Below are 23852 nucleotides of genomic sequence, written 5' to 3' on the forward strand. Positions count from 1 at the left end.
ACTTTCTTATTGAGCAAATGATCTATTGTCGGATTCGAAAAAGCAAGGCCAATCTCGATCCGGTGACGGGGGCCAAGAAAAAAGGTTTTCTTGACCCGCAGATTCCGGCACATAAGAACGATGAACCAGCAAGAGACGATCCCCAGTGACCGAAAGCGCCTGTCGCCCGACGAGCGGCGCGCAATGATCGTGTCGGGTGCAACCGCGTATTTTTCAGAGGTCGGGCTGGAGGGGAACACGCGCGAGTTATCCAAGCGGCTTGGCGTGACACAATCGCTTATTTTCAACTACTTCAATACAAAAACCGACCTGATCGAGGCGGTGTATCACAGCGTTTATCTGGACCGGATCTCGCCCGATTGGGCCGCACTGATCACGGACCGGAACCGCAGTATCCATGACCGGATCGTGACGTTCTACCGCGAATATTCGGGCGCGATTTTCAGTTATGAATGGATGCGGATTTTCATGTTTTCCGGGCTGGCGGGGGCCGAATTGAACCGCCGCTATCTGGAACATGTCAGCACATTGTTGCTGGAACCCCTGCTGGAAGAGATCCGGTTCGAGGCGAAATCAGCGCGTCAACCGGTGATGGAGGACATCTGGAACCTGCACGGGGGGATCGTCTACATCGGGATTCGCCGGTTTGTGTACCAGATGCCCTATACCGGCGAGACGGATCAGACCATCCGCACGTCGGTCGACAGATTCTTGCAATACTACGGGATAGACGCCGCGCCGGTCTGACAAAAGGAGGGCCTATTGGATCCCTTTGAACAGCCTGTACCAGCGAAATGCCATCATCAACGCCAGCATTGTCCCGAACATTCCGGCAATGTCGCCGACGAAAAAGGCCGCTGTCATCATTAATGGGGTGTCATAAACGTAGTTCTGCCCGATCGAATTCAGAACGGATGCAAAGCAACCCGCAAATGCGACATCTGTCCAATTGGCTTTTTTGATATCATTCGGGCGAAAGTCCCAGCCGATCCTGCTCAGGAACCAAAAACTGAAGACTGCGCATGTTACGCCAAACGAGGCGGCCACAATGTTCGGGACCGTGAACGCCGCACTGCCGTAGTAATTGTAATGCGTTAAATATGTTGCCGGTATCAACAGCGGGATAGATCGCCAACCCAGCAGCCACGCCGACAGAACCCTTACGCCATGCGGTAAAAACAGAAGGCTTGCCGCGCTGGTGGCTTCTGGTCCGAATCTGACCTCGACAAAGGGGGTTAGCGATATTGTCACCATGTAGGCGACGACATAACACGCCGACACAGCGATGAACTGAATCGCCAATTCGCCGCTGGGTTGATTTGTTCTCATTATCTACGCGTAGCGCAATTTGCCAGATGGGCAAGTAATCACTTCGATTGTCTGTTGCCTGACTTACCCGGAGACTCGTTCACGATGAAGTTTTTCGCCTTGCTTCCATTGGGGCGGCTTAGGAACTTCATGTCCACCAGGGCCTTCAGGCAGCGGTGAAATGTCGCCACCGGCATTTGGGAAAGGCCGGGGTGGCTTTTCATCGCGGTGCTTGTGACCACGCCGTCGGCATTCGAGCCCATCCATGCGGCAAAATACAGATCTCTCTGGGATGGTGTCAGATCTGACAGACCAAGATCTTGTTCCATTTGTTCAAGCAAGTCACGCAGCACCTGGATGCGTGTAATGTTGTCAAAACTTTTCACAGGCCGTCCTCTTTCCCGCGCGCAATTTCAATTGAGAAGCCGTAAAATTATCAGCGCCCAGTCGGGCGCCACAGTGAAGACCACCTCTATAAACTTTTTTCCGCATCCGCGCTATTTATTTGGGCTCCATACTTATTGTTCATCAAAGCCAGAACATCACTGTGGCTGCGAGGGCGACGGTTATAGCGGCGCTTGTCATATTTGACGGGTTTTGAGCGGGGCTTCCGACCTGAACGGGCGCGATGATCGAACATATCTGGATCAGTAAAGCCAGCTAACAGTGCGACATGATATTCATGCCACACTTGTCAGCGCGGAATCTCGATGATCTTCGTTCCTTCCGCTCAGGCGATCTCTGCCTCGCGTTCGGGTTGGTGGTAGCCATCGACCCATTTTGTGACGAGCTTGCGGATCAGGGTGGGATCATTGCCCGCAATTGCAGTGCCCAGATCGCGCAGCATCAGGGCGACTTCCAGTTCTGACTGCCGTTCCATCGAGGCCGAGGGCAGGGCGAAAAGAATGCGCCGCACGGATTTCTTTGCAATCAGGGCGGTCAGGATTTTGGGGGAGTATACGGGCAGACCGGCAATCATCAACCCGTGCAAATGGCTGTTGTCATCGACAAAGGCGACGACCTTCGCCTCGCTTGATTGCTTCAGTGCCGAGGCAAGCTGGATCCCGGCAGAGCCCGCCCCATAGATGATCACGGGGGCGCGGCCCCAAGGCTGGCCATCACCGGCAAAAGCGCCCAGGACTGATCAATCAACGGCAGCGGCACACTGGTCCCGAACCGAAGGGCGAAGGCAGCGTAGAGGCTGAGGGGTGCGAGAAGCGTATCGGCCGTCAGAAATACAGCCCGTTTTGGGGGGCGCGAGAGGGTCAACAGGACTGAAAACATAGACTTAACCAATCAATAGCTAAAAATGTCTGTAGTGCACCAATGATACTTGTGGCTGTACCGGCCATATCCCCACCACTGTCAAAGTGATAATATTTTCGGCCAGATGGAGTGTCGTTTGCGACACATGCATCCTGGGGCACTGACAGTGCAGGGTTCCAAGAGGCATGTCCCGGCGCGAAATACCGCCAAGTCAGTCGCTTTCAATCAGCTCGGTCCAAATACATTGGCGGATCACACCTGCATCGCCATTGCCTGTAGATCGGCTTCAGACGCGCATCAATCTGGTCCAACAGGGTGGGGGCCTGCGCAACCTCCCTGCCAGACGGCTCTGCCAATCTGCTGTCCTCATCCGCGCGCGGTCATGATCGACCCGCTGCAAGGGTGCGGTCATCACAACTGCTGCGGACGCTGCTTTGGCGGCAGTCTTGGGTCGATCCGACGGGGAAAGCGGATCGAAAGGCGTCCGTGAAGCAAACGAACTGTCAGGCCAACTCGAATCATTTACAAAACTAGAAATGTAGTTATTTTCACGATATGACAACAACCAGCCCCAACGCCCGCGCGCTTGCCGCCCTTGGCCATGATGTCCGCCTGTCAATCTTTCGCCTTCTGGTCAGAGCGGGGGATGCGGGCCTCAGGATCAGTGATATTGGCGAGCATCTGGGCCTCGCGCCCTCGACGCTCGCGCACCACCTGTCCACGCTCGTCGATGCAGGGCTTGTTCTACAGCACAAGCAAGGGCGCGAAGTATTCAACCGGGTCGATTTTCCGGCGATGCACCGGGTGCTGGGCTTCCTGACGTCGGAATGCTGTTCCGGCGTAGCGGTGCAGCCGGCGGAGGATGCCGCATGACGCCTTCGAGAGATTTTTCTTATCCTGACACAACTAAAAACCCGGAGATTTAGGTATGACTGATACAGCCTCTTCCCCGGCTGGCTCTTCCCCGTCTGGACGTCGACCCACCCTGCGGCATCTTTGGCAGGACCAGCGGGTATGGATCGCCTCGGTGCTGATCCTCGCGGCGCTCGCGGTGTTCGATCCGGGGCAGGCGGGGGCAAGCGCACAATTCGCCGGGCGCGCACTTCTGACCACGGCGCCCTTTTTGATCCTGTCGATTGCAATCGCCGCATGGGCTGGCGCGACCGGGGCCGACAACCTGATCGCCCGCGCCTTCACCGGGGCACCGATCCTGATGATCGGTTTGGGCGCGATGGCGGGCGGCGTCTCGCCCTTTTGTTCCTGCGGGGTGATCCCGCTGATTGCGGCCTTGCTGGCCATGGGCGTGCCGCTGTCGGCCGTCATGGCCTTCTGGCTGGCCTCGCCGATCATGGACCCGTCGATGTTCGTATTGACCATGGGTGTGCTGGATCTTGAATTCGCGGTGGCCAAGACCATCGCGGCCATCGGGCTGGGCGTCTTCGGCGGGCTTGTCGTGCAGGCCCTGTCGCGTGGCGGCGCGTTGGCAAACCCACTGCGCGACGGTATCGGCAATGGCGGTTGCGGCGGGGCAAGGGTGCGCGCGCCCAAGCCTGTCGTCTGGCGCTTTTGGCAGGAGCGCGAGCGCCGGGCGACGTTCGGAAAGATGGCCCTTTCCACGACGCTGTTCCTTGCCAAGTGGCTGACGCTGGCGTTCATTCTTGAAAGCCTGATGCTGGCTTGGATTCCGGCGGAGACCGTGACGGCGGCACTTGGCGGCGAGGGTATCATGCCCATCGTGACCGCGACGCTGGTGGGTGTCCCGGCCTATCTCAATGGCTATGCCGCACTGCCGTTGGTCGGGGGGCTGATCGAGCAGGGCATGGCGCCGGGCGCAGGCATGGCGTTCCTTGTCGCGGGGGGCGTCACCTCGGTGCCGGCCGCGATGGCGGTCTGGGCGCTGGCCAAACCGCAGGTGTTTGCGCTCTATATCGGGCTGTCGCTGACAGGTGCCTTTGCCGCAGGTCTTTTGTTCCAGTTGTGGACAGTGGCATGAGGCGATCCGGCGGGCCGCACTTTTCCGCGATATCTTCATGATCCCAAAGCGTTCGCCAGGAATTTCACCGGCGCGGCGCGGCGTGATCGTCGCCGCCCTTGGCAGCTCCCTCACGGTGAGTTGGGCCTCGAGCTATTACATCCCCGCCGTTCTGGCTGTGCCGATGGCGGAAAGTTTCGGTCTGCCCCCGGTTTGGGTCTTTGGGGCGTTTTCCATGGCGATGGTGGTTTCGGCGCTGGTCGGCCCGTGGGCCGGGGCGCGGATCGACGGATTTGGTGGCCGGGGTGTGCTGATGCTGTCCAATCTCGTCTTTGCGACCGGCCTTACGCTGCTGGCCACGGCGCCGTCGCCGCTGATGCTGTTCGCAGGCTGGGCGGTTATCGGCCTCGGGATGGGGATCGGTCTCTACGAGGCGGGGTTTGCCACTCTGACGGGGATCTACGGAAAGGACGCGCGGGGACCGATCACCGGCATCACGCTGATCGCCGGGTTTGCGAGCACCGTCGGCTGGCCCCTGTCCGGGCTGATGCTGGCGACCTGGGGTTGGCGCGAAGCCTGCCTTGGCTGGGCGCTGATCCATCTGTGCCTCGCCCTGCCGCTGAACGCATGCCTGCCAAAAGGCACCGAGGCGATAGCCCCCGCTGCCACCCCGCCCGAGGCTGGCCCCCCGCCGTCGCGTCTGGCGCTTGCGCTGCTGGCCTTTGTCTTTGCCGCGACCTGGTTCAACTCTACCGCCATGGCCGCCCATCTGCCGGGTCTGTTGCAGGAGGCCGGTGCCAGCGCCGCCGTGGCCATTGCCGCCGGCGCCCTGATCGGGCCGGCACAAGTGGCCGCGCGGGTGCTGGAATTCGGTCTTCTGCGCCGGTTCCACCCGCTGGCGTCGACCCGGCTTGCGGCTGCGGCCCATCCGGTCGCCGCTGTGGCTTTGGTGACGTTCGGCGGTCCTGCCGCCTACGTTTTTGCGGTCTTGCATGGGGCGGGCAACGGTATCCTGACCATCGCCAAAGGAACGCTGCCACTTGCCCTGTTCGGGGCGGCGGGCTACGGGCAGCGCCTTGGCTGGCTAAATGCCCCGGCCCGCATCGTGCAGGCGGCGGCACCGTTGATCTTTGGCGCCGCCCTGACGGCGTGGGGCGTGTCCGCAGTCTGGTTGACGGCCGGGGTTGGGTTGGCGGCCATGGGCGCGCTTTTCATCCTACGGCGGTCGTGACGGTTCAGATTTTCACGCACACTTGACTGGACATTGCAGGCATGTTCCCGTCCGATTGGAACATTAGATCTGTTGCGCAAGCCACAGACAGATAGATAGAAGAATAAATAGATCGCCGAAGGACCATTGCCGATGTTGACCCGCCGCCATTTCATCCAGACGGCAACCGCGTTGTTTCCGGCATCAATAGGTGGTGCGGCCTTTGCTGGCCGCGATCAATGGAGCGCGTGGGACGCGCAGGTGACGCCGCCGGACTATGATCTCGCCACGACGAACCCATGGGGCCTGCATTCGCGTTTTCTGCCTGTTCGTGTCGAGGCGCGGGCCGGGCTTGCACCTGGCGATATTCATGTGGATGCTGTTGCCCGCTATCTCTACCATATCGAGGAGGGCGGCACAGCCATGCGTTACGGAGTGGCCGTCGCGCGGGGCGGGTTGTACGAGCCGGGAACCTACACGATCCGCCGCAAGGTGAAATGGCCAAGCTGGACGCCGACGCCGGCCATGATCCGGCGAGACCCGGAAATGTATGAGCAATGGGCCGACGGTATGGATCCGGGACCGGGAAATGCACTTGGGTCGCGCGCCCTTTATCTGTATGTGGGCAACCGCGATACCTATTTGCGGATCCACGGCACGCCTTACCCGCAATCCATCGGCGGTCGCGCCAGTTCTGGTTGCGTGCGAATGGCGATGCCGCATATCAATGATCTGTATGATCGGGTGGAAACCGGCGTAACCGCGTTTCTATATCCGGCCGAAGATGCCATCACCGCTTAAAGCTGAGGGGTGGAGCGGCCCCAATTGCCATCGCATGACAGACCTGCGGGCGGAACGGTATTCCAGCGCAATAGGGAACGCCCGAGGCGGAAACGCCGGGTGCGATCCTGTCCCATTGGTGACAGTTTGCTTGCCGCCGTGCTATGAAGTCCTTTAGCCGGACGTCTGCGCCGCGACCGCCGCTGCGGTGCAGATCGGATTGCCGCCCAGTGTGCGCAGCGGCAGCATCGTCGTCTCGACCGGCCCGATGTGTTGGTACCAATAGCATCCGTCTTCGGGCATCAGGCGCACGGTCTTGATGTCCTGATAGGGCGCCGCAAGCGCCACCACCTGTTCCGGCAATTCCTTGATGAAACCCGGTGGTTGGTCGGCGGCACGGTCACTTGAGACGGTGCAGGCCCCGAGTGCGAGGAGGGTGGCCAGGGCGACGATTACCGTCCGGCAAGACGCCGACGCTCGCATCCCATATGATTTTGTACGATATAGCACGGTCAGTTTCCCGAATAGCTTGCGAAGACCTTGATCTGCGTTGCCTTGGTGAATGTGTGCGCGGCGGGTCAAGGTCTTGGACCCGTTAGCAATTTCGACAGTACGGCCATAGGCGAATAAGTCAACATCAGCCAGACTGGGCGGAGGCATCGAAGCGCCGGTCCCAGAGGGCAAAAGTCAGGTCATCCACGCCATAATTGCATGGAAAAGCGCGCTGGTCGTCCTTGCCGGCTGTCACATGAATCGCCCCGGTGAAACCCTTGTGCACCTGCAACGCGGTTGGCCCATCACCAACACCACGGATGCGGCGTAAACTGTCTGCCCTACATTTCGAAGTTCTCTCATTGTCCATTCGTCGCGCGATCGCGGTATTCGCCCTTACGTCGCCGTGCAGCTATGCCGCGTCAGTCCCGCAACAACTTCTGGCGTTCTTTGAATTCTGGGGCATCAATTTTGCGCATTGTTGAGCGTCAAGCCTCTGGTACGGGCAAGAATGGCCTCGCGCACGGTATCATGGATTGCAGCAGGGAAGTTCGGCGGCAATGCCGCAGCGACGGCCTCAACGGCATCTTCGGCCCGCGCAGCGACATCCTCTATCAGACGGGTCGCACGGGTTTTCGAAAGCCCGGCGCGCATCCCGGACTGAACAAAATGCCGACCATGAACCTGATCAATCCGGTAGTGCCGCTGATCACCGACCGACATGGCGAGCTTCATCTGTTTTCGCTCAATCTGACGCGCGATCAGGCTCGGTTGCGCTGAGAGAATGTCATAGAGTGGCGTCAGGCGGTATGAACCACCGGGACTGATAAACACGCTGAAATTCTTGGCGTGGCCGTCTGTCGCGCCCATCAGCCAGAAAATGATCTGGGCTTTGAAGAACATGTCCTGATCTTCTGTCGGCGAGTCGCTGCCGGTCAAAAAGCCAAGGATATCGACAACGCCTGGACCACCATCGCTTTGATATTTGAGGGTCGGCGGGACCGAGAGGGCTTGGCAGCAATCCTCTTGCGGCAGTCTGATCAACCGACCGTCCTTCGTCCAGCGGCGGTCGAAGCGTTCAATGACCAGCGCCTTGGTTTCCCCGAAGGTCTGGATGCGTGCATCATTGACCGGCAAGCCAAAGGCCTTGGCCAATTTCAAGCAATAGAATTCATTTTCGACACTGTCTGAAAGGTCGATGCCGTCCGGCAACCTGCCGAGTTGCTTTTTGAACAGATGCGTCGTTGGCGTCGCGCCGTGTGGCCTAAGCCAGTTTCCGTCATGCCAAAGCAGCGCCGTCTTTTCCTGTGCGCCTGCCACCGAAATCCTGAAATCGTCGTCGCGGGTCAGGCCTAGCGGAGCCTGGCTCAATCCTTTCAGGATTTTCTCGATGGTGGTCTCATCGACAATCTCTCCTTTGATCGTGCCTGTGCTGTCGATCTCTTCATCGTCACCAGCCATGAATTGCAGTGCGCCGACGCAATCTCTGCCGATGATAGATAGCAGGCTGTATGCATCAATGCCGCGCGCGCCGACTTTCTCGGCGACGCGCCGCCTAAGTGCGTCGGAGTCTGGCAGCAGGTTTTCAAAAACCGCGATCACGGGTTCACCGCGATAGGGTGTCTCGCGCAAGGGAAGGGAAAGGGAAACCGGTAGCGCATTGCTCCAGTCTAGCCAGTTTTGATGGTAGGTGAAGCTGATCGCGCCGCTGGTCTCCCGGCTGAGCGTTCCGACACGCCGGTTGTTAAGATAGACACGCAGCGGCACATAGCTTGGACGCCGTCCCATCAGAACAACTCCTCTATGTCAGATGCCGTCCCCTTTGAGCGCGATCCGATTGTGAATTCGAGGTCGAGGGCGGCCAGCACGGCAAGGATGGAATCCATCTTTGCGGGCGTGGCTCCGGTTTCGATCAGGGAGATCGTCCCTTGGCGCAGTCCTGCGCGTTCGGCCAAATTCATCTGCGTCCAGCCACGCTTTTTTCGTGCGCGCTGGATGATGGTTCCGATTTGTTTCTGTGTACGGGCAAGGTCATTCATATTTTTAATATACGCTATGGCGTATAAGTTGTAAATATGCGCTGTAGCGTATAGCTAGTTTTTATACGGCGCAGCGTATATGCTAAATTTATACGCTATGACGTATAAATGAAAGCTGTGTCCCTGAAATACGGTGCCGTCAGGGAGCGATTTTCGGGTATCAGTTTGAGGGCTTTCGTCATCCTTTTTGGTGACGGTTTTGCGCTTGGGCTAGCAAATGGCCGTCACGCCCCCACCGACAAAGGCGGCGTTCTCGCCCTGTAACGCCTGTTCAAAGATTTGTGGCCGGTTCCAGAAGAGGAATGTGCTTTGCCCCGACAAGGCAGGCTGAAATACCAATAAAACCGAGTATCCCAACCGCATAATACCCGGGGTGGTTGGTCCAGCGGTTCGCCAGGAACCTGCGGCCAGATTCCAGCACGCCATGCGAAAGTTCTGATACGCAAATCACAATCGCTAGCAGAGCTATCAGCACGACCAAATTATACCCCCGCCGACCAGTCAATGCTTCTCCCAACGCAAAGCCAAATCCAAGAAAAGTCATCGCCGGGAGAAGTGCTGGGCCATATCCAGTCCCCACGCCCAGAATGTAATTCATCAGTTGAGGTGGATCAGGAAACGCAGCGGTGAAGGCGGGCTGTAAGAGCCACCCCAGAAGCGCAACAGCAAGAATTGGCACCGAGCCATATCGCGCGATAAGAGGCAGGACGGCGATCAATATCGCAAAAAGTGCGGCATAGATCAAAAGGATTTCGTTGAACCGACCCAGCCCCAATCCCAAAGTTGCGCGCCATGCTGAATCAAAGTCCAGACTGCCTGACGCAAGCGCGGCCAAGGACAGTAGGGCAGCGAGTGCCCAGCAAGTGATAAGTCGAGACGCCATTCGTTCTCTTACCGAACGAATGGTTCGCCCAGCCCGCAACTTCGACAGGTACGCGATCTCGATCATAGCACCAAAGAGAATTACAAAACCTGGTGTTGATAGGCGCGTCAAAGGAACCAGAACATGCACATCGGTTACGAACTGCACCTTGACGTGGTCTAGCATCGCCAAGACGACAGTGACGCCTTGAATAGCATCAAGTGTTTCAAAACGAGTGGATTTAGTGGCCCGGGCTGTTCGCCGGGTAGCAGATACTTTTTCCATTCTTTTATTTACGTTGATTACTGGCAATTTCTCAAATGCCCAGATGGACAGCAAGACGATCATCGGGATCGCGCTCTGCACCCAGTCCGAAGGTGATCAAGGCTTTGCATTTGGGATCACTGATGGCTGAGTAATGCGGCTGTTTGATGCTCGACTGAATGTCGGTATAGGCTAAGGTTTGCGGCCACTTTCGGCAGTTATGCTCGTGGGCAGTGCGGGTGATAGTCATCAATGATGATCGGGTGGCTATGTGATCGGCCATTTTGAACATGAGGGTGATCTTCTGGGAGGTCATGATGGGTATGTTCAATCGTCCCATTATCGTCTTGCGTCCAAAGAATGACGCCGCCCACCATCCCGGCAGCGGCCAGCAATGAAAGCAGGGCAAACGCAATCGTTGGCCCAGCAATAGTCATCAGCCACCCTGCCAGTGGATAGGTGACAAGCCAGCAGGCATGTGAAAGTGCGAACTGGGCTGCATAGACGGCAGGTCGGTCTTCGGCATGCGCGGATCGTTTTAGCAACCGCCCCGATGGGGTCAGCACGACCGAATACCCGACCCCGATGACGAGCCAGCCCGCAAGAAGCGAAACCCATTCGATGCCATAAACCAGCGACATGAAAGACAGGCCCAGCAGCGATGTGACCAGCACCGCTGCCCCGCCAATCATCATGGGGCGGTCTGGACGGTTGTCCAGCAAACGGGGCAACAGGAGGGCCGCCAACATGGACCCACCGCCAAATGCCCCCAAGGCAAGGGCGACCTGCGCGTCGCCAAGGCCCAGATCGGACCGCACCAATACCACCGTATTCACCAAAACCATCGCACCGGCTGCCGCTGCGGCAATATTGAGAGACAAAAGCCCGCGCAGGCGAGGCGTTGCGAGGTAGATCCGCATACCCCGTGTTGTGCGGTCATAGATGCCCCTCGGGGCCGTTGGTTGCGGGCTGGGCAGTGGAACAGACACCACCAGAAAGGCCGAGCCAACGAACCCGATGACTGTGCCGAGAAACAGCGCGTGATAGCTGACAAGGGTGAGCAAGACTGCGGCCAGTATCGGGCTGATGATGTTCTCAAGGTCGTAGGCCAGTCGCGAGAGTGACAAGGCGCGTGTGTAGCGGTCTTCCTCTGGCAGGATGTCAGGAATGGTTGCCTGAAAGGTCGGGGTGAAGGCGGCAGAGGCGGATTGAAGCACGAAGATCAGGATATAGACCTGCCAAACCTCGCTGACGAAGGGCAGGCAAAGCGCCACTGCGGCACGGATCAGATCAAGGCTGACCAGCATCCCACGCCGTGGCCAGCGACTGGCGAAAGCCCCCGCAATGGGGGCGATGCCGACATACGCAATCATCTTGATCGTGAAAACCGTACCCAGAACCAAACCAGCCCGTTCGCCTGACAGATCATAGGCCAAAAGCCCCAGCGCGATGGTGGCAAGCCCGGTGCCAAGCAGGGCGACGACTTGGGCCAGAAACAGGTGGCGATAGGTGCGGTCTGCAAGGACGGAAAACATGGTGGTCCCTCAAAGATACTTGGTGATTGCCTTGAATTCCTCCACTGCAGATATGTCGCCTGAGTCGGTGAATGCCTTATCAAGGCAATGATCAATATGGTCATGGATCAAAGTGCGTTTGGCCTGCACAATGGCTTTTTCCACCGCGTGAAGCTGCTGGGCAATATCGTTGCATGATTTGCCGTCTTCAATCATCGCAATTACGCTGAGAAGGTGGCCATTGGCACGTTTCAGCCGCTTTGCGATCTCGGTGTGAGTTGCATGAATGTGATGTTCTGACATAGACAAATCATAACCCCCCCGGGGGGATATGGCAATGGTCCTGCTGGCGTCACTCGGCTTCGCTACCACGACCTATGCCCACGCAGTTACCGAGGGGGATAAGAGCTAAATCCAGGAAGTCAGCGGCATGAAGATGATCCCCTTCATGTCTCTGGGGTCCATCCGACTACACACCCAAGCGGTCGCGTAGCGCATAGTACCACGAGCCGACCATCGAATACGGCACGCGGAATATCCGACCGCCAGGAAAGGGATACCAGGGCACCTTTGCAAACACGTCAAAGCGGGTTTTGTCCCCGTCGATGGCTTGGGCAAGAATCTTGCCAAAGGTGTGGGATCCAGTGACGCCATGGCCGGAATAGCCATGCGAGAAGTAGGTGTTGGCGCCCAAGCGCCCCAACTGCGGAACCCGACTGAACGACAGGGCGAAATTCCCGCTCCAGGCGAAGTCGACCTTGACGCCTTTCAGGCCTGGGTAGACCTTTTCCATCGCCGGGCGCAGCTTGGCCTCTACATCTCTGGGGTCGGTGCCGCCATAGACCGTGCCGCCGCCAAAGATCAGCCGCTTGTCAGCCGTCAGGCGAAAGTAATCCAGAATATAACGCACATCCTCGACGCATTTGTCAGTTGGCAGCAGGTCGTTTGCGCGGGTATCGCCCAAGGGTTCCGTCGCCATCATCTGCGTTGAAACCGGCATGACCCGGTCCGTCAAAGCCGGCACGACATGGCCCAGATAGGCATTCCCGCACAGCACCAATGTGCTGCAGGTCATCGTGCCGCCGACGGTTTTCACCACAGGTTTGGCAGTATCGGTATCGCAATCAATTACAGGGGATTGTTCGTAGATCACGCCGCCCAGTTTCTCGAACGCGGCTGCCTCTCCCAGACACAAGTTCAACGGGTGCATATGACCGCCAGTGTGGTCGATCATGCCGCCTTCATAAAGGTCCGATCCGACATGCTCGCGCAGTTGTGCCTTATCCAGCATTTCCTGGTTGTTGATGCCGTAACTGGCCCAAAGTGCCCGCCGTGCCTCTAGTTCCTTCATATGCGCAGAGGTGAGTCCGGTGAAGATATTGCCGGGTTTCAGGTCGCACAGGATGTTATACGTCTTGACCCGCTCGCGGATGATCTCGCCGCCTTCCTGCACCAGACCAGCGACAAAATTCGCGGTATCCTGGCCGTATCGTTTCTTGATCGTCTGCAGGCTGGCGTTCAGCCCGTTGACGATCTGCCCGCCATTGCGCCCAGACGCCCCCCAACCAACGCGCGCCCCTTCGAGGATGGCGACACTATAGCCTTTTTCGGCCAGATGAAGCCCCGTTGACAGCCCGCTGTATCCTGCGCCGACGATGCAGATATCAACCTGTTGATCGCCTTTTAGCGCGGCACGTTCCGGCGAGGGATTGGCACTTGCGGCATAATAGCTGGTTGTGTGTTCGGTCTGGCCATTTCTCGCAAAGGTTTCGATGGCCATTACACGGTCTCCAGATAGCTGTCGTATTCAAAATCAGTGACATAGCGCGAGAACCGCTTCAGTTCCTGCATCTTGCACTCGACAAGCATGGTTTGCAGCCGTTTGGAAAACACGTTCTGCACGTTCTTCCCTGTGCGGAACGCCTGAATCGCGGTGGCCCAGTCAAGGGGAAGGTGGTCAAGCTTTTGGCTATAGGCGTCGCCGACGATGGGAGCGGCAGGTTCCATCCTGCCTTCGATCCCGACCAAGGCGCCGCCCAGAATGCTGCCCAGAACCAGATAGGGGTTGGCATCGGCGCCCGCCACGCGGTGTTCAATCCGGCGGGCCTTGTGGCTGCCACCCGGAATGCGGATTGCGGCGGTGCGGTTCTCATAGCCCCAAGCAACACTGGTGGGCGCATGCGCACCCGGCAACAAGCGTCGATAGGAGTTCTGATGAGGGGCGAATGTCAGGGTGTTTTCCTGCATCGTTTCCAGCAGGCCCGCCACGGCATTCAGCATCAATGGCGTCCCGTCATCGCCGCCATTGTCAAACAGGTTGACGCCGTTTTCATCAACAAGGCTGAAGTGGACGTGAAAGCCGCTGCCTGATCTGTCGCCATATGGCTTGGCCATAAAAGTTGCAGCCAGCCCATGTTTGCGCGCGATGCCGCGCACCAATCGTTTGAACAGCACAGCGTCATCGGCAGCCTGTAGCGGGTCCGCGACATGGACCATGTTAATTTCAAACTGACCGGCGCCGTTTTCGGAAATAGCAGCATCGGCCGGAATGCCCTGTTCGTGACAGGCGTCATAGACATCATTCAGGAAAGCATCGAAATGCTGCAATTCATCCAGCGACAGTGCCCCGTCAGAATCCAGCCGCTTGCCAGTAACCGGGGAACATGGGGGTTGGGGCTGCGCCTCACTCGGGTCGCAAATGTAGAACTCCAGTTCAGTTGCCACAACCGGCGTCAAACCCAGCGCCTTGTAACGATCAACGATGTTGGACAGCGCATGCCGGGGATCACCGGGAAACGGCTTGCCATCTTCTGTTCCCATCCAGAACATCACAAGCGCTGAAGGCCTACTGGTCCAGTTGACCAGAACGATCGGTCGCCCGGTGTAATCACAGATCCCGTCAGCATCCCCGGTCTCGAACACCAGTTCGTTGTTTTCGATGTCTTCGCCCCAGACATCGACGCTCAGCACCGAAAGCGGCATGCGTAGCCCGCCGTCCATGATTTCCTTGGCCTTTTCGATCGGCAAACGCTTGCCCCGCATCGCGCCGTTAAGATCACATACGCAAGCGAACACGGATTCAATTTCAGGCCGCTCTTGCAGCCATTTTCTGATGTTACTCGTCGTCATTTCCAGAAAATCCTTCCGCGGGGCGATCCGCATTGGTTCGACACCCGGCGCACAGAGGGCGCAGCGGTACGCTGATAGCACAAGGATAATATGCCGTAAGGTGAAATGAAACAAATATTGGTGAACGCCGTGTTGCCCCCCATGTAAGCCGGAAGATCGTGGCCTGCGAAAGAAAATGACGCGTTGATTCTCGTCAGCGACGTCGCGCCACTGATGCGAGATGATTTCCCTTGGATTGGTCCGATCAATTGGGGATTTCCGATGTCAATCGAAGAGCGTTCGACACAGGCAAGCAGAATACCCTCATCGGCGCTGGCCGCCTTTTTTTTTCGTCCTCACTTTTCTGATCACCTGGGCACTGATCGGAACCTATATTTTTCTCCCGGACATGGCAGCCGCTACCTTTGGCGAGATCAGCGGGTCACATCCAGTCTTCTGCCTTGCAACCTGGTCACCGGCGATCGCGGCCTTTTTGGTGGTGTTTCTCCACTCTGGCCGATCCGGCATCCGGGATTTCCTGTACCGGCTTTTTGTGGCGATGCTCTGTGGGTTGCGTGATGCAGGGTTCCAGATTGTCGCCCCGTCGCGCTTTGGCTATCTGCGCAGCGCTTTTCCCGAGCATGCATCGCCTGCGCATCAGGCGGATGTGCTTGTGGAGTTACTCGACCATCTCGGCCTCGCGCGGATCGCGGTGGTGGGGGGCTCGGCGGGGGCGCTCACGGCGGCCGAATTCGGCCTGCGCCATCCCGACCGCTGTTCACATCTGGCGCTGATCGTGCCGACGCTGATCCTGTCCTGCGAGGATGATCTTTTCGGCACTGCCGCAACAGCGCGACTGCTGGCCGGACGCATCCCCGGTGCGCGTCTTGTGGTCCATCCTGACGGCGGTCACATCTGGCTGGGCCGTGATCCCGACCTAACGCGGCAGATCGCGGATTTCATCATGCGGACTGCGCGTCCCTGATCATTCGAGGAGAACCCGATGCCCTACACCCGTGTCAGATTGAACGCCTTTGGTGGGCCCGAAGAGCTGAATCTTGAAACTGTGGCAGATCTGCCTGAACCAAAGGAAGGCGAGGTGCGGGTGCGCGTTCTTGTCACCAGCGCGGCGTTTACAGACATCATGATCCGCAAGGGGATGTATCCGGATGTGAAGGACACGCCGCCCTTCACACCTGGTTACGATATGGTGGGCGTGGTCGATGCAGTCGGCCCCGGCGTATCAAGGGTCCGGCCCGGTGATCGGGTTGCCGACCTGACGACCATCGGTGCCTATGCAGAATACATCTGCGCACCCGAGGACAGTCTGACGCCCGTGCCACAAGGCGTGTCGGAGGTTGACGCGCTTGGTATGATCCTGTCAGCGGTCACGCCATATCAGATGCTGCACCGGGTTGCGAAGATGCAGGCAGGCCAGAGTCTTCTGATCCATGGCGCAGGCGGCGCCGTCGGGACCGCGATGCTGCAGCTTGCGCGCGCGGCAGAGATAACCGCCTTTGGCACCGATGTGGCGACCAAGCACGATCTGATCCGCAGCCTCGGAGCGACTCCTGTCGATGCAGATGCCGCCGAGGACAGGCTGCTGGCAGCGACAGGCGGCGGGGTCGATGTGGTGTTTGACCCGCTGGGAGGCGAAAGCCTGTCACGCTCGCTTCATGCGCTGAAGCCGGGGGGGATGTTGGTGGCCTATGGTTTTCAGAACGAGGTGCTGGGCCGCGGCGGGTCTATACCGATTGATTTCATCAAGCTTAAGCTCTGGGACTGGCTGCCGAATGGACATGCCACCGCTTTCTACTCGATCGGCGCCATGCGACGGCGGCATCCCGAGTGGTTCCGCGCAGATCTCGCCATGCTCTTCAAAATGCTGGAAGAGGGGAAAATTGCTCCGATCATTGCCAAGGTTCTGCCTCTGACAGAGGTGCGGGAGGCCCATAAACAGGTCGAAGCCGGCACCGTGCCCGGCAAACTGGTGCTGAGAGTCGGGGAGGTCTGAGACAGGGCGCAGTGCCTGTGCGACGTGCCTGCGTCCCCTTGCGATAAAGCGCGAGAGGTCCGGTCTACCGACCCCAATGCCATATCATCAGCCCGCTGATGGCCTGTGCCATAGGGGAATATCCGGGGGTCGCTAATATTCCCGCAAGATCAGCTGCGAGGAGCATTGCCGCAGCAAGCGGTCCGCAAAGGCCCAGCGTCCGGTCGAGTCTTGTCCTGCCGGTCATGGCATTGATCCCCGTGCCGTCGGTCGCACCGGGCGACCGGTGTGTCAAAAGCGTCGGGCGGCCGACGTGTCGCCCGACAGGTGAACTCAGGATGCTGACCGTCCTGGCCGTACGAAGAGGAGGTCCAGTGCGATCATAAGCACAAGCGTGACCAGCGCGGTCACGATCAGGATGGTTCGTGGCCCCGATCAGGCTTACTTCAACCTGCCGATAACCCGGAGCGGTAGGGGCGTTGGCGATGCGGAAAACCACTTTGGAAACGCCCCGAACCTGTTCAGATCAACCGAGCCACTTCTGACACGCCTATATCGATCAGTCTGAACGCGTGCAGGGTCTTCAGAGGAAAGCCAAATACGCTTGCCGGTGACACGTAAAGGTAAGCTGCGACGCAAAATTTGCGCCGCAGCTTTAGTATCTGGTGTAAGGCTTTATCCCAGCAGGGCCAGAATTTCCTGTGCCGCTGCAGCCGAGGACGCAGGATTTTGTCCTGTTACAAGCTTGCCATCGCGCAGTACAAAGCTTGCCCAATCAGCGCCTTTTTCATAGGTGCCGCCATTGGCTTTCAACATATCCTCCACCAAGAATGGCACGATGTTCGTCAGGCCAACCGCATCTTCTTCGGTGTTGGTAAAGCCAGTCACGCGGCGCCCCGAAACCAACGGTTTGCCATCTGTGCCAAGAGTATGACGGAACACAGCTGGTGCGTGACAAACGGCGCCAACGGGAAGGTCTGCTGCGGCAAAGGCTTCGATCAGGCGCTTGCTATCGACATCTTCGGCAAGATCCCAAAGCGGGCCGTGGCCACCGGGGTAGAAGATTGCGTCAAAGCCGCTTTCGGTTACATCCGAAAGTTTGAGCGTTGTGGCAAGATGCTTTTGCGCCTCAGTATCAGCCTTGAAGCGACGCGTGTCATCAGTCTGCGCACTATCGTCATCACTGGAAGGATCAATGGGGGGCTGACCGCCTTTTGGCGATGCGATTGTGATGTCTGCGCCTGCGTCTTTGAAGACGTAATAGGGGGCTGCGAACTCTTCCAGCCAGAAGCCGGTTTTGTTTCCTGTGTCGCCCATTTCGTCGTGCGATGTGAGAACCATAAGAATTTTCATGTTTTTATCTTTCGTTTGTGGCCAACGCGGATCACCCGCTTGCCGAAGTTTTCGCCTTTCAGAAGCCCAACAAAGGCCTCTGGTGCGTTTTCCAAACCGTCGATGATCTCTTCGCGGTATTTGATTTTTCCCGCGGCGATCCACGCGGACATTTCCTTGGCGAATTCAGAATAGAGGTGTCCGAAATCGTCAAAAATAATAAAGCCCTGCACCTTGATCTTTTTGCGTAGAATCTGGCCCATCAACCAATTCATCCGATCAGGTCCACTGGGCAGTTCCGTCGCGTTATATTGCGAGACCAACCCGCAAACTGGCATGCGTGCATTGGGGTTCAGCAACGGGATAACAGCATCCAGCACCTTGCCGCCAACATTCTCAAAATAGATATCGATGCCATCAGGGGTCGCTTTGCCCAACTGATCTGCAAAGTCATCCGCCTTATGATCAATGCAGGCATCAAAGCCCAACCCGTTAACCGCATAGGCGCATTTGTCAGGTCCACCTGCGATGCCTACGACGCGACAGCCCAAAAGTTTGCCGATTTGACCAACAGTCGCACCGACAGGGCCTGTCGCCGCGGCGACAACAATCGTTTCACCTGCCTTTGGCGCACCGATCTGTGTCAATCCAGCCCATGCTGTAAAGCCGGGCATCCCGAGAATACCGAGCGCCCACGACGGATGATCCGGAGTTTGACCAAGGTTGGTCACACCTGTGCCATCCGATACGGCATAGTCCTGCCATCCATTAAAGCTTAGCACAAAATCACCTGCGGCAAACCCGTCGACATTGGACGTGACGACCTGCGCCACTGTGCCACCAACCATCACGCCGCCAATCTCGACAGGTGCGGCATACGATGGCGCATCGCTCATCCGACCTCGCATATAAGGGTCGAGCGAAAGATATTCAGTGCGCAACAGCATCTGATCTGCACCAGCGGTCGGGATCGCGGTTTCATTGAGATTTAGCGTGTCTTTGGTCGGTTCGCCCTTTGGGCGCATCGCCAGAATAAGCTGTCGATTGGTTGTTGTTGTCTGTGTCATAAACTCAGCCCTCTTATAGCGCTGCTTCAAGAATACGGCGCGCGACTTCAGGTGTAATGGCTTGGGTTTCACCAAGCGCGGTCATGCGGTGGCTTTCCAGAGCCGCCACAATCAGGTCGATATCGGGCGCGCCAAGACCGTAGTCACCAAGACGGGTGTCGATCCCCATCGTGTGGAAAAAACTGCGGGTCGCATCAATGGCGGCATCAATACGCGTGTCATCGTCACCTTCATGAATGTTCCAAACGTTAGCCGCATATTGCAGCAGCTTCTCGCGTTTGGGGCCACGTTGATCTTGCATCAAAGCGGGCAGAACAACCGCCAATGTGCGCGCATGATCAGTGTCGTTTAATGCGGTTATTTCATGCCCGATCATATGACTTGCCCAATCTTGCGGGACGCCCGCGCCGATAAGCCCGTTCAAAGCAAGCGTTGCTGTCCACATCAGGTTGGCACGAATATCGTAATCATTGGGTGCCTCCAGCGCCTTTGGACCGAGCTCGATCAGCGTGCGCAGAAGCGTTTCGGCAAAGCCGTCCTGAACATAGGCTGCGACGGGGGATGTCAGATATTGCTCGATGATATGCACGAACGCATCGGCCACACCGTTCGCGATCTGGCGCGGGGGGAGCGTATAGGTGAGCTCTGGATCAAGAACCGAGAAAACCGGATAGCAATGTGCGCTCATAAAGGGCAGTTTTGCGCCCTTTTCGGCGTGCGTTATGACGGAAGCTGGGTTCATCTCGGACCCTGTTGCTGGTAACGTCAGTACCGAGCCAAATGGCATCGCCGTTTTCACAACACTGCCCATTGATGTCAGAATTTCCCACGCATCGCCGTCGTGCCTGGCAGCCGCCGCGATGAATTTGGTCGCATCAATGACGGAACCACCCCCGACAGCCAACAGAAAGGTGAGGCCATTTTCGGCGATCACATCCACAGCTTTGATCGCAGTGGCAAAGCGGGGGTTCGGCTCGATTCCACCGAATTCAACCACCGTGCGATTGCCAAGCGCCTTACGAACCTGCGCCAGAACGCCGGTCCGTTCAGCACTACCACCACCATAAATTAGCAGAACCTTTGCTTGCGCGGGAATTTGGGCATCAAGGTCCGCGATGCGGCCCTTCCCGAAAAGAATATGGGTCGGGTTGCGCAAATCGAAATTGTTCATAGCGTGGTTTCCTTTGATAAAATTAGGCAGGCGAACATCAGTGTTGCTGCGAGATATATGTGCCTGAGCGCCGATAATATCGCGCATCGTCGCGAAATTAGACCGGTCGGCTAGACGTGGGTCAAAAAATTAGATCATGCGGCTGGGACAGCGATAGCAGTCGATTTCAAAGCCGCTTCCAAGGGCGCACTGTCCTGCGTCAGCCCAGCAACAAGACTGGCCCCCAACCACTGGTGATAGATCGATTGCGCGACGGTATTTGGGTCTTGGATTGGGGCAATCGAACCCTCGGCGATGCCCTGCTCAATCGTTTTAGTCAGGCTTGCGATGATGTCAGCTACTCCGCGCTGCAAAATCTTGCTCATATCCACAGAAAGGTCGGCCACCTCCGCAGAAAGCTTTACCACAAGGCAGCGGTCTTGAAGGTTTGGCCCAGTTTGCTTTCGAAACCAGCCCTCAAAATAACCAAGCAGCCGCGCGCGCGCGTCCATCTTTGGATCGAGCAACGTTTCGCCAAGACTCACGCGGTATTGCGCTACAAAGTCTTCAAGTAGCGCACAACCATAAGCCTCCTTGGACGCGAAATAATGATAGAACGACCCTTTCGGCACGTCCGCCGCTTTCAACAATTCATTGAGCCCCACGCCAGAATACCCCTGCCGCGCCGTCAGGCTGCGCCCAACGGATAAAATGTGACTGCGTGTATCTTTAGCTTGTGTGTCCATGATGAGTACCTAAGCAGGATTAGACCAGTCGTCTAGGGGTGCGCCATATTTTTTTACAACGCCAGAGGCAGATGGATGAGTTAGCAATAATATGGCTTGCAGAGCGACTCATTCCCCGAGATGCCCGATTGGCCCAGCCGAGACCAAGTCGGGTTCATGAATATCCTGTGGTGGACGGCCCATCCGCTGGAAAAGGGCACGCTCAAGTGTGGCGTCATCGTCGCGCCCAGCCGGCAGGGGCCAGCAGTTCAGCCCGGCCTCTCGCGCCCGTAAAAGGTAGGTCGCCACCGTCGTCTTGCTCAGTTTGAGCCGAAGCCCGATCTCTCGCACCGAGAGACCCTGTTCATGCGTCAGCCGTAAAATCGTTCGTATGTCTTGCACGGTCATTCGCCTCGCTTGCTTGCGTCGTGGCATGCTTCCCTCCGGTCTCTTCCAAGACCGACAGAGTGCCGCGACATCGCTGGCAATGACCAACCGTCAAACCGCCCAGAACTGTCCGGGACTTACTGAAACCCGCATCTTTTACAATTGGGCTTTCTAACTTGCTATCGGGCCTTTGCCCCAGCCAAGCGTAAAAGCCGCTCGGATGAACGGCCAGCATCCGGCACATGGCTCTGACCGCACCTTGAGGAAGTCTACGGCCTGAAAGTGTCAGCCGATCTTATCAGCCGTGTCATTGATGCCGTTCTGGAGGAGGGGTCGGACTGGCAGAACCGCGCCCTGGAACCGGTGTATCCGATCATTTTTCTTGACGCTCTCCGGGCCAAAATTCGCGACACGGAAAGCCGTCAGGTCAAAAACAAGGCCGCATGCGTGAATTTGGGCGTCACTCTGGAAGATGAACAGGAAGTTCTGGATCTGTGGATCGCAAACAACGTGGGCGCAAAATGCTCGCTCAGTGTCATGAATAATCCGCGCAACCGGGTGTGGAGGACATTCTGATCGCGGTCGTAGATGGGTTAAAAGGCTTCCCTAAGGTCATTGACGCGGCCTTCCTTGAGTCTACAAGCCCAGGCGTGCATCGTGCATCTCGTCACCACGCAGCGCCTTAGGCGCTACCCAATCGTCGGGCATCTGATCTCCCGGATCAGATGCTGACCCTCCTCATACCTTAAACTTGTCCGAAAAACTGCGTCTCTTGGTCATTTCTGTATCCTGTCGTCAAGGTTGGATACATCTTAGTACGCTGTCCAGTCTTGCCGGACCACTTCAAAATACCAACCTCGTTTGACCTCATTCAAGTTCTGACAGTTCTTCGTGAAGTCTTTCGATTGCCAAAAGGTACTGCCTTCCATCATTTCCCAGACTGTTCACTGTCGCCAAGGACAGCGCTCTAATGACGGCCATTGCTCCAAGATATGAGTCCACAAGCTGAGGGGTTTCCACCGTGCAACTGATATTCCACGTGGCATGGGCCGGAGTTTCTCGGATACCGCTATCTGCAATCAGAACAATAGCGCTACCAGTCGCAGCCGTAGCTTTGACAAACTCGGTGAAGAACGCGGGTCGCCTTCGCAGTCCGATGATTATGACAATGTCGTCTTTGCCGAGGCCGGCGATGCCCTCTGCCAGGGTTTGACCCGGGTGGTTCATCAATTCAACATTACTGCGAAACTGGCCAAGCGTCGCCGTAGCATAGTCTGCTAAAAAACGGCTGTTTCGAAAACCCGCCAAGCGCACTTTCTTCGCTGTCGCAATCCGGTCTGCAATCTCCCTGAGCGTAAGCGGGTTCAGCGCAGCCAATGATGTATCCACCAGTGTGGATTCTTGCCTTGCGTGATCCGGCAGTGATATTTGTGCCCCCGCTCCGGTCACCGGATTGCCGACGAGATAAAGTGGCGAGCCTTTCTCGCGGAGTTTGCGCGATGCAAGGCGCGCTTCCTCGTAGCTTGCGTAGCCTAGTCGCCGGAACAGGCGCGAGACAGTGGCATTTGACACTCCGGTTCGTTCGGCCAGTTCCGAGGCGGTCCATATCGCAAGGTCTCCGGGGCTTCGCAATACGGCATCGGCCACCTTGCGTTCTCCGTCGGGCAAGGTTCCAAACGCTCGGTGAATGCGCTGGATCAGCGATTCCGGTGAAATATCTGCTTCTTTTTCAGGCACTTTTAGCTTCCCGCTTTGAAAAATCATTTTCATGCTTGCTATGATAATGAAAACATCTTTTCATCACCACATGACAACAATCAATCCCTAACGGAGAATCAGCGCAAATGCGATCTATTGCGAAGTCCTCAAAGATATGGAGTCTGCGGGTCAATTGGCTGGTCGAGCGCGTCTGCGTTTTTCTTCTTGTCGTGCTGGTTCTTGATGTCTGGCTCGGCGTTCTGGCTCGGTATGTCATCCCCCTTCCGATGACCTTTACCGAGGAGCTGGCGCGCTATCTGATGATCTGGATGGCGTTGTTGGCCGTTTCCAGCGGGATTGCGCACCGCGAACATATCGGGGTCGAGTTTGTGTTTTCCCGCCTGCCTGACAGGGTGCGCCGGTTCCTGGCGGTCAGTTTTGATATTGTCGCCTTCATCTTCTTCTTCGCGCTGTTCTGGTACGGGATCGGCTTTGCCGAGCGGGGCTTTTCGCGCATGACCATGATCTACGCGATGCCGAAAGGCTATCCGTTTGCAGGGGTTCCGCTGGCGGCATTCATGGCCTGCGTCCAACTTCTTCTCATCGGTGTACATGACTATTTTTCCGATCATGCGCCAGAAACCACAGGGGCCGCGATTGCCGGCCAGAAGGAAGAATGATGGGT

25 protein-coding genes and 3 pseudogenes are annotated in these 23852 nt (G+C 57.4%); 9 read left to right on the top strand and 19 right to left on the bottom strand.

All coding sequences use genetic code 11. The annotated features are described in order from the left end of the window. The first annotated feature begins 90 nt into the window (after positions 1–90). Positions 91–747 (top strand): TetR/AcrR family transcriptional regulator, encoded by a 657-nt coding sequence (locus ACEN2R_RS10620; protein WP_442041996.1) that lies wholly within the window; start codon positions 91–93, stop codon positions 745–747. A gap of 12 nt (positions 748–759) precedes the next feature. Here the strand turns inward: ACEN2R_RS10620 and ACEN2R_RS10625 are convergent, their stop codons facing one another. From ACEN2R_RS10625 to ACEN2R_RS10645, 5 genes and pseudogenes are all read right to left on the bottom strand, one after another. Next, entirely contained in the window at positions 760–1329 is a 570-nt protein-coding gene (locus ACEN2R_RS10625) for a hypothetical protein (RefSeq protein ID WP_442041998.1), read from the bottom strand. A gap of 38 nt (positions 1330–1367) precedes the next feature. Continuing rightward, positions 1368–1694, bottom strand: coding sequence for a hypothetical protein (locus tag ACEN2R_RS10630; RefSeq protein WP_442042000.1), 327 nt, complete (start codon positions 1692–1694; stop codon positions 1368–1370). A 142-nt stretch (positions 1695–1836) separates the two neighbouring features. Next, positions 1837–1924, bottom strand: a pseudogene (locus ACEN2R_RS10635) (IS5/IS1182 family transposase); the annotation flags it as partial. A gap of 114 nt (positions 1925–2038) precedes the next feature. Further along, a complete protein-coding gene (locus ACEN2R_RS10640; RefSeq protein WP_442042002.1) occupies positions 2039–2401 on the bottom strand; it encodes a nucleoside-diphosphate sugar epimerase/dehydratase in 363 nt (120 codons plus the stop codon). Then, entirely contained in the window at positions 2398–2592 is a 195-nt protein-coding gene (locus tag ACEN2R_RS10645; protein WP_442042004.1) for a hypothetical protein, read from the bottom strand. Before ACEN2R_RS10645 ends, ACEN2R_RS10640 begins: the two co-directional genes overlap by 4 nt. A gap of 537 nt (positions 2593–3129) precedes the next feature. Between ACEN2R_RS10645 and ACEN2R_RS10650 the strand changes: the two genes are divergently transcribed. From ACEN2R_RS10650 to ACEN2R_RS10665, 4 genes are all read left to right on the top strand, one after another. Then, positions 3130–3447 carry an ArsR/SmtB family transcription factor gene (locus ACEN2R_RS10650; RefSeq protein WP_442042006.1) on the top strand — a complete coding sequence of 106 codons (318 nt, stop codon included), beginning with the start codon at positions 3130–3132 and terminating at the stop codon, positions 3445–3447. A 55-nt stretch (positions 3448–3502) separates the two neighbouring features. Continuing rightward, a complete protein-coding gene (locus tag ACEN2R_RS10655) occupies positions 3503–4567 on the top strand; it encodes a permease (RefSeq protein WP_442042008.1) in 1065 nt (354 codons plus the stop codon). A gap of 37 nt (positions 4568–4604) precedes the next feature. Beyond that, positions 4605–5777, top strand: a complete 1173-nt coding sequence (locus ACEN2R_RS10660; RefSeq protein WP_442042010.1) for an MFS transporter — start codon at positions 4605–4607, stop codon at positions 5775–5777. Positions 5778–5909: 132 nt separating this feature from the next. Further along, positions 5910–6557: a L,D-transpeptidase gene (locus tag ACEN2R_RS10665; RefSeq protein WP_442042012.1), complete on the top strand. Its 648-nt coding sequence runs from the start codon at positions 5910–5912 to the stop codon at positions 6555–6557. A 153-nt stretch (positions 6558–6710) separates the two neighbouring features. Here ACEN2R_RS10665 and ACEN2R_RS10670 read toward each other — a convergent pair whose 3' ends face one another. From ACEN2R_RS10670 to ACEN2R_RS10705, 8 genes are all read right to left on the bottom strand, one after another. Further along, positions 6711–7019 carry a hypothetical protein gene (locus ACEN2R_RS10670; RefSeq protein WP_442042079.1) on the bottom strand — a complete coding sequence of 103 codons (309 nt, stop codon included), beginning with the start codon at positions 7017–7019 and terminating at the stop codon, positions 6711–6713. A 474-nt stretch (positions 7020–7493) separates the two neighbouring features. Then, a complete protein-coding gene (locus tag ACEN2R_RS10675; RefSeq protein ID WP_442042014.1) occupies positions 7494–8795 on the bottom strand; it encodes a type II toxin-antitoxin system HipA family toxin in 1302 nt (433 codons plus the stop codon). 20 nt (positions 8796–8815) lie between these two features. Next, entirely contained in the window at positions 8816–9067 is a 252-nt protein-coding gene (locus ACEN2R_RS10680; protein WP_442042016.1) for a helix-turn-helix domain-containing protein, read from the bottom strand. Positions 9068–9338: 271 nt separating this feature from the next. Next, on the bottom strand, positions 9339–10277 hold the full coding sequence (locus ACEN2R_RS10685; RefSeq protein WP_442042018.1) for a hypothetical protein: 939 nt from the start codon (positions 10275–10277) through the stop codon (positions 9339–9341). Positions 10278–10411: 134 nt separating this feature from the next. Continuing rightward, positions 10412–11728, bottom strand: coding sequence for an MFS transporter (locus ACEN2R_RS10690; protein WP_442042020.1), 1317 nt, complete (start codon positions 11726–11728; stop codon positions 10412–10414). 9 nt (positions 11729–11737) lie between these two features. Continuing rightward, a complete protein-coding gene (locus ACEN2R_RS10695; protein ID WP_442042022.1) occupies positions 11738–12010 on the bottom strand; it encodes a metal-sensing transcriptional repressor in 273 nt (90 codons plus the stop codon). Between the two features lie 166 nt (positions 12011–12176). Beyond that, positions 12177–13487 carry an NAD(P)/FAD-dependent oxidoreductase gene (locus ACEN2R_RS10700; RefSeq protein WP_442042024.1) on the bottom strand — a complete coding sequence of 437 codons (1311 nt, stop codon included), beginning with the start codon at positions 13485–13487 and terminating at the stop codon, positions 12177–12179. After that, positions 13487–14836: a glutamine synthetase family protein gene (locus ACEN2R_RS10705; RefSeq protein ID WP_442042026.1), complete on the bottom strand. Its 1350-nt coding sequence runs from the start codon at positions 14834–14836 to the stop codon at positions 13487–13489. Before ACEN2R_RS10705 ends, ACEN2R_RS10700 begins: the two co-directional genes overlap by 1 nt. Positions 14837–15224: 388 nt before the next feature. On the opposite strand from ACEN2R_RS10705, the gene ACEN2R_RS10710 reads away from it, so the two are divergent. Together ACEN2R_RS10710 and ACEN2R_RS10715 are read left to right on the top strand one after the other, a co-directional pair. After that, on the top strand, positions 15225–15800 hold the full coding sequence (locus tag ACEN2R_RS10710) for an alpha/beta fold hydrolase (RefSeq protein WP_442042028.1): 576 nt from the start codon (positions 15225–15227) through the stop codon (positions 15798–15800). 18 nt (positions 15801–15818) lie between these two features. Next, a complete protein-coding gene (locus ACEN2R_RS10715; RefSeq protein WP_442042030.1) occupies positions 15819–16829 on the top strand; it encodes a medium chain dehydrogenase/reductase family protein in 1011 nt (336 codons plus the stop codon). A gap of 654 nt (positions 16830–17483) precedes the next feature. On the opposite strand, the gene ACEN2R_RS10720 is transcribed toward ACEN2R_RS10715, so the two are convergent. From ACEN2R_RS10720 to ACEN2R_RS10740, 5 genes and pseudogenes are all read right to left on the bottom strand, one after another. After that, positions 17484–18161 carry a type 1 glutamine amidotransferase domain-containing protein gene (locus tag ACEN2R_RS10720; protein WP_442042032.1) on the bottom strand — a complete coding sequence of 226 codons (678 nt, stop codon included), beginning with the start codon at positions 18159–18161 and terminating at the stop codon, positions 17484–17486. Beyond that, a complete protein-coding gene (locus ACEN2R_RS10725; protein WP_442042081.1) occupies positions 18158–19207 on the bottom strand; it encodes an NADP-dependent oxidoreductase in 1050 nt (349 codons plus the stop codon). Before ACEN2R_RS10725 ends, ACEN2R_RS10720 begins: the two co-directional genes overlap by 4 nt. 13 nt (positions 19208–19220) lie before the next feature. Next, a complete protein-coding gene (locus ACEN2R_RS10730) occupies positions 19221–20465 on the bottom strand; it encodes an iron-containing alcohol dehydrogenase (protein WP_442042034.1) in 1245 nt (414 codons plus the stop codon). A gap of 47 nt (positions 20466–20512) precedes the next feature. Continuing rightward, on the bottom strand, positions 20513–21103 hold the full coding sequence (locus ACEN2R_RS10735; RefSeq protein ID WP_442042036.1) for a TetR/AcrR family transcriptional regulator: 591 nt from the start codon (positions 21101–21103) through the stop codon (positions 20513–20515). A gap of 147 nt (positions 21104–21250) precedes the next feature. Next, positions 21251–21517, bottom strand: a pseudogene (locus tag ACEN2R_RS10740) (helix-turn-helix domain-containing protein); the annotation flags it as partial. 207 nt (positions 21518–21724) lie between these two features. Here ACEN2R_RS10740 and ACEN2R_RS10745 point away from each other — a divergent pair. After that, positions 21725–22138: pseudogene (locus ACEN2R_RS10745) on the top strand (transposase); the annotation flags it as partial. 198 nt (positions 22139–22336) lie between these two features. Here the strand turns inward: ACEN2R_RS10745 and ACEN2R_RS10750 are convergent. Next, on the bottom strand, positions 22337–23239 hold the full coding sequence (locus ACEN2R_RS10750; protein ID WP_442042038.1) for a MurR/RpiR family transcriptional regulator: 903 nt from the start codon (positions 23237–23239) through the stop codon (positions 22337–22339). Positions 23240–23313: 74 nt separating this feature from the next. Between ACEN2R_RS10750 and ACEN2R_RS10755 the strand changes: the two genes are divergently transcribed. Beyond that, positions 23314–23847, top strand: a complete 534-nt coding sequence (locus ACEN2R_RS10755) for a TRAP transporter small permease (RefSeq protein ID WP_442042040.1) — start codon at positions 23314–23316, stop codon at positions 23845–23847. Positions 23848–23852 lie beyond the last annotated feature (5 nt).

The organism is Pseudogemmobacter sp. W21_MBD1_M6, assembly GCF_052119585.1.
In the GTDB taxonomy this organism is placed as follows: Bacteria; Pseudomonadota; Alphaproteobacteria; order Rhodobacterales; family Rhodobacteraceae; genus JBGQOJ01.

Coding starts and splice junctions, on each gene's coding strand:
- ACEN2R_RS10650 (WP_442042006.1), top strand. CDS start 3,130: ATGACAACAACCAGCCCCAACGCCCGCGCGCTTGCCGCCCTTGGCCAT.
- ACEN2R_RS10750 (WP_442042038.1), bottom strand. CDS start 23,239: ATGAAAATGATTTTTCAAAGCGGGAAGCTAAAAGTGCCTGAAAAAGAA.
- ACEN2R_RS10690 (WP_442042020.1), bottom strand. CDS start 11,728: ATGTTTTCCGTCCTTGCAGACCGCACCTATCGCCACCTGTTTCTGGCC.
- ACEN2R_RS10715 (WP_442042030.1), top strand. CDS start 15,819: ATGCCCTACACCCGTGTCAGATTGAACGCCTTTGGTGGGCCCGAAGAG.
- ACEN2R_RS10705 (WP_442042026.1), bottom strand. CDS start 14,836: ATGACGACGAGTAACATCAGAAAATGGCTGCAAGAGCGGCCTGAAATT.
- ACEN2R_RS10680 (WP_442042016.1), bottom strand. CDS start 9,067: ATGAATGACCTTGCCCGTACACAGAAACAAATCGGAACCATCATCCAG.
- ACEN2R_RS10710 (WP_442042028.1), top strand. CDS start 15,225: ATGGCAGCCGCTACCTTTGGCGAGATCAGCGGGTCACATCCAGTCTTC.
- ACEN2R_RS10755 (WP_442042040.1), top strand. CDS start 23,314: ATGCGATCTATTGCGAAGTCCTCAAAGATATGGAGTCTGCGGGTCAAT.
- ACEN2R_RS10670 (WP_442042079.1), bottom strand. CDS start 7,019: ATGCGAGCGTCGGCGTCTTGCCGGACGGTAATCGTCGCCCTGGCCACC.
- ACEN2R_RS10695 (WP_442042022.1), bottom strand. CDS start 12,010: ATGTCAGAACATCACATTCATGCAACTCACACCGAGATCGCAAAGCGG.
- ACEN2R_RS10735 (WP_442042036.1), bottom strand. CDS start 21,103: ATGGACACACAAGCTAAAGATACACGCAGTCACATTTTATCCGTTGGG.
- ACEN2R_RS10685 (WP_442042018.1), bottom strand. CDS start 10,277: ATGATCGTCTTGCTGTCCATCTGGGCATTTGAGAAATTGCCAGTAATC.
- ACEN2R_RS10700 (WP_442042024.1), bottom strand. CDS start 13,487: ATGGCCATCGAAACCTTTGCGAGAAATGGCCAGACCGAACACACAACC.
- ACEN2R_RS10625 (WP_442041998.1), bottom strand. CDS start 1,329: ATGAGAACAAATCAACCCAGCGGCGAATTGGCGATTCAGTTCATCGCT.
- ACEN2R_RS10725 (WP_442042081.1), bottom strand. CDS start 19,207: ATGACACAGACAACAACAACCAATCGACAGCTTATTCTGGCGATGCGC.
- ACEN2R_RS10665 (WP_442042012.1), top strand. CDS start 5,910: ATGTTGACCCGCCGCCATTTCATCCAGACGGCAACCGCGTTGTTTCCG.
- ACEN2R_RS10660 (WP_442042010.1), top strand. CDS start 4,605: ATGATCCCAAAGCGTTCGCCAGGAATTTCACCGGCGCGGCGCGGCGTG.
- ACEN2R_RS10720 (WP_442042032.1), bottom strand. CDS start 18,161: ATGAAAATTCTTATGGTTCTCACATCGCACGACGAAATGGGCGACACA.
- ACEN2R_RS10655 (WP_442042008.1), top strand. CDS start 3,503: ATGACTGATACAGCCTCTTCCCCGGCTGGCTCTTCCCCGTCTGGACGT.
- ACEN2R_RS10645 (WP_442042004.1), bottom strand. CDS start 2,592: ATGTTTTCAGTCCTGTTGACCCTCTCGCGCCCCCCAAAACGGGCTGTA.
- ACEN2R_RS10730 (WP_442042034.1), bottom strand. CDS start 20,465: ATGCGCGATATTATCGGCGCTCAGGCACATATATCTCGCAGCAACACT.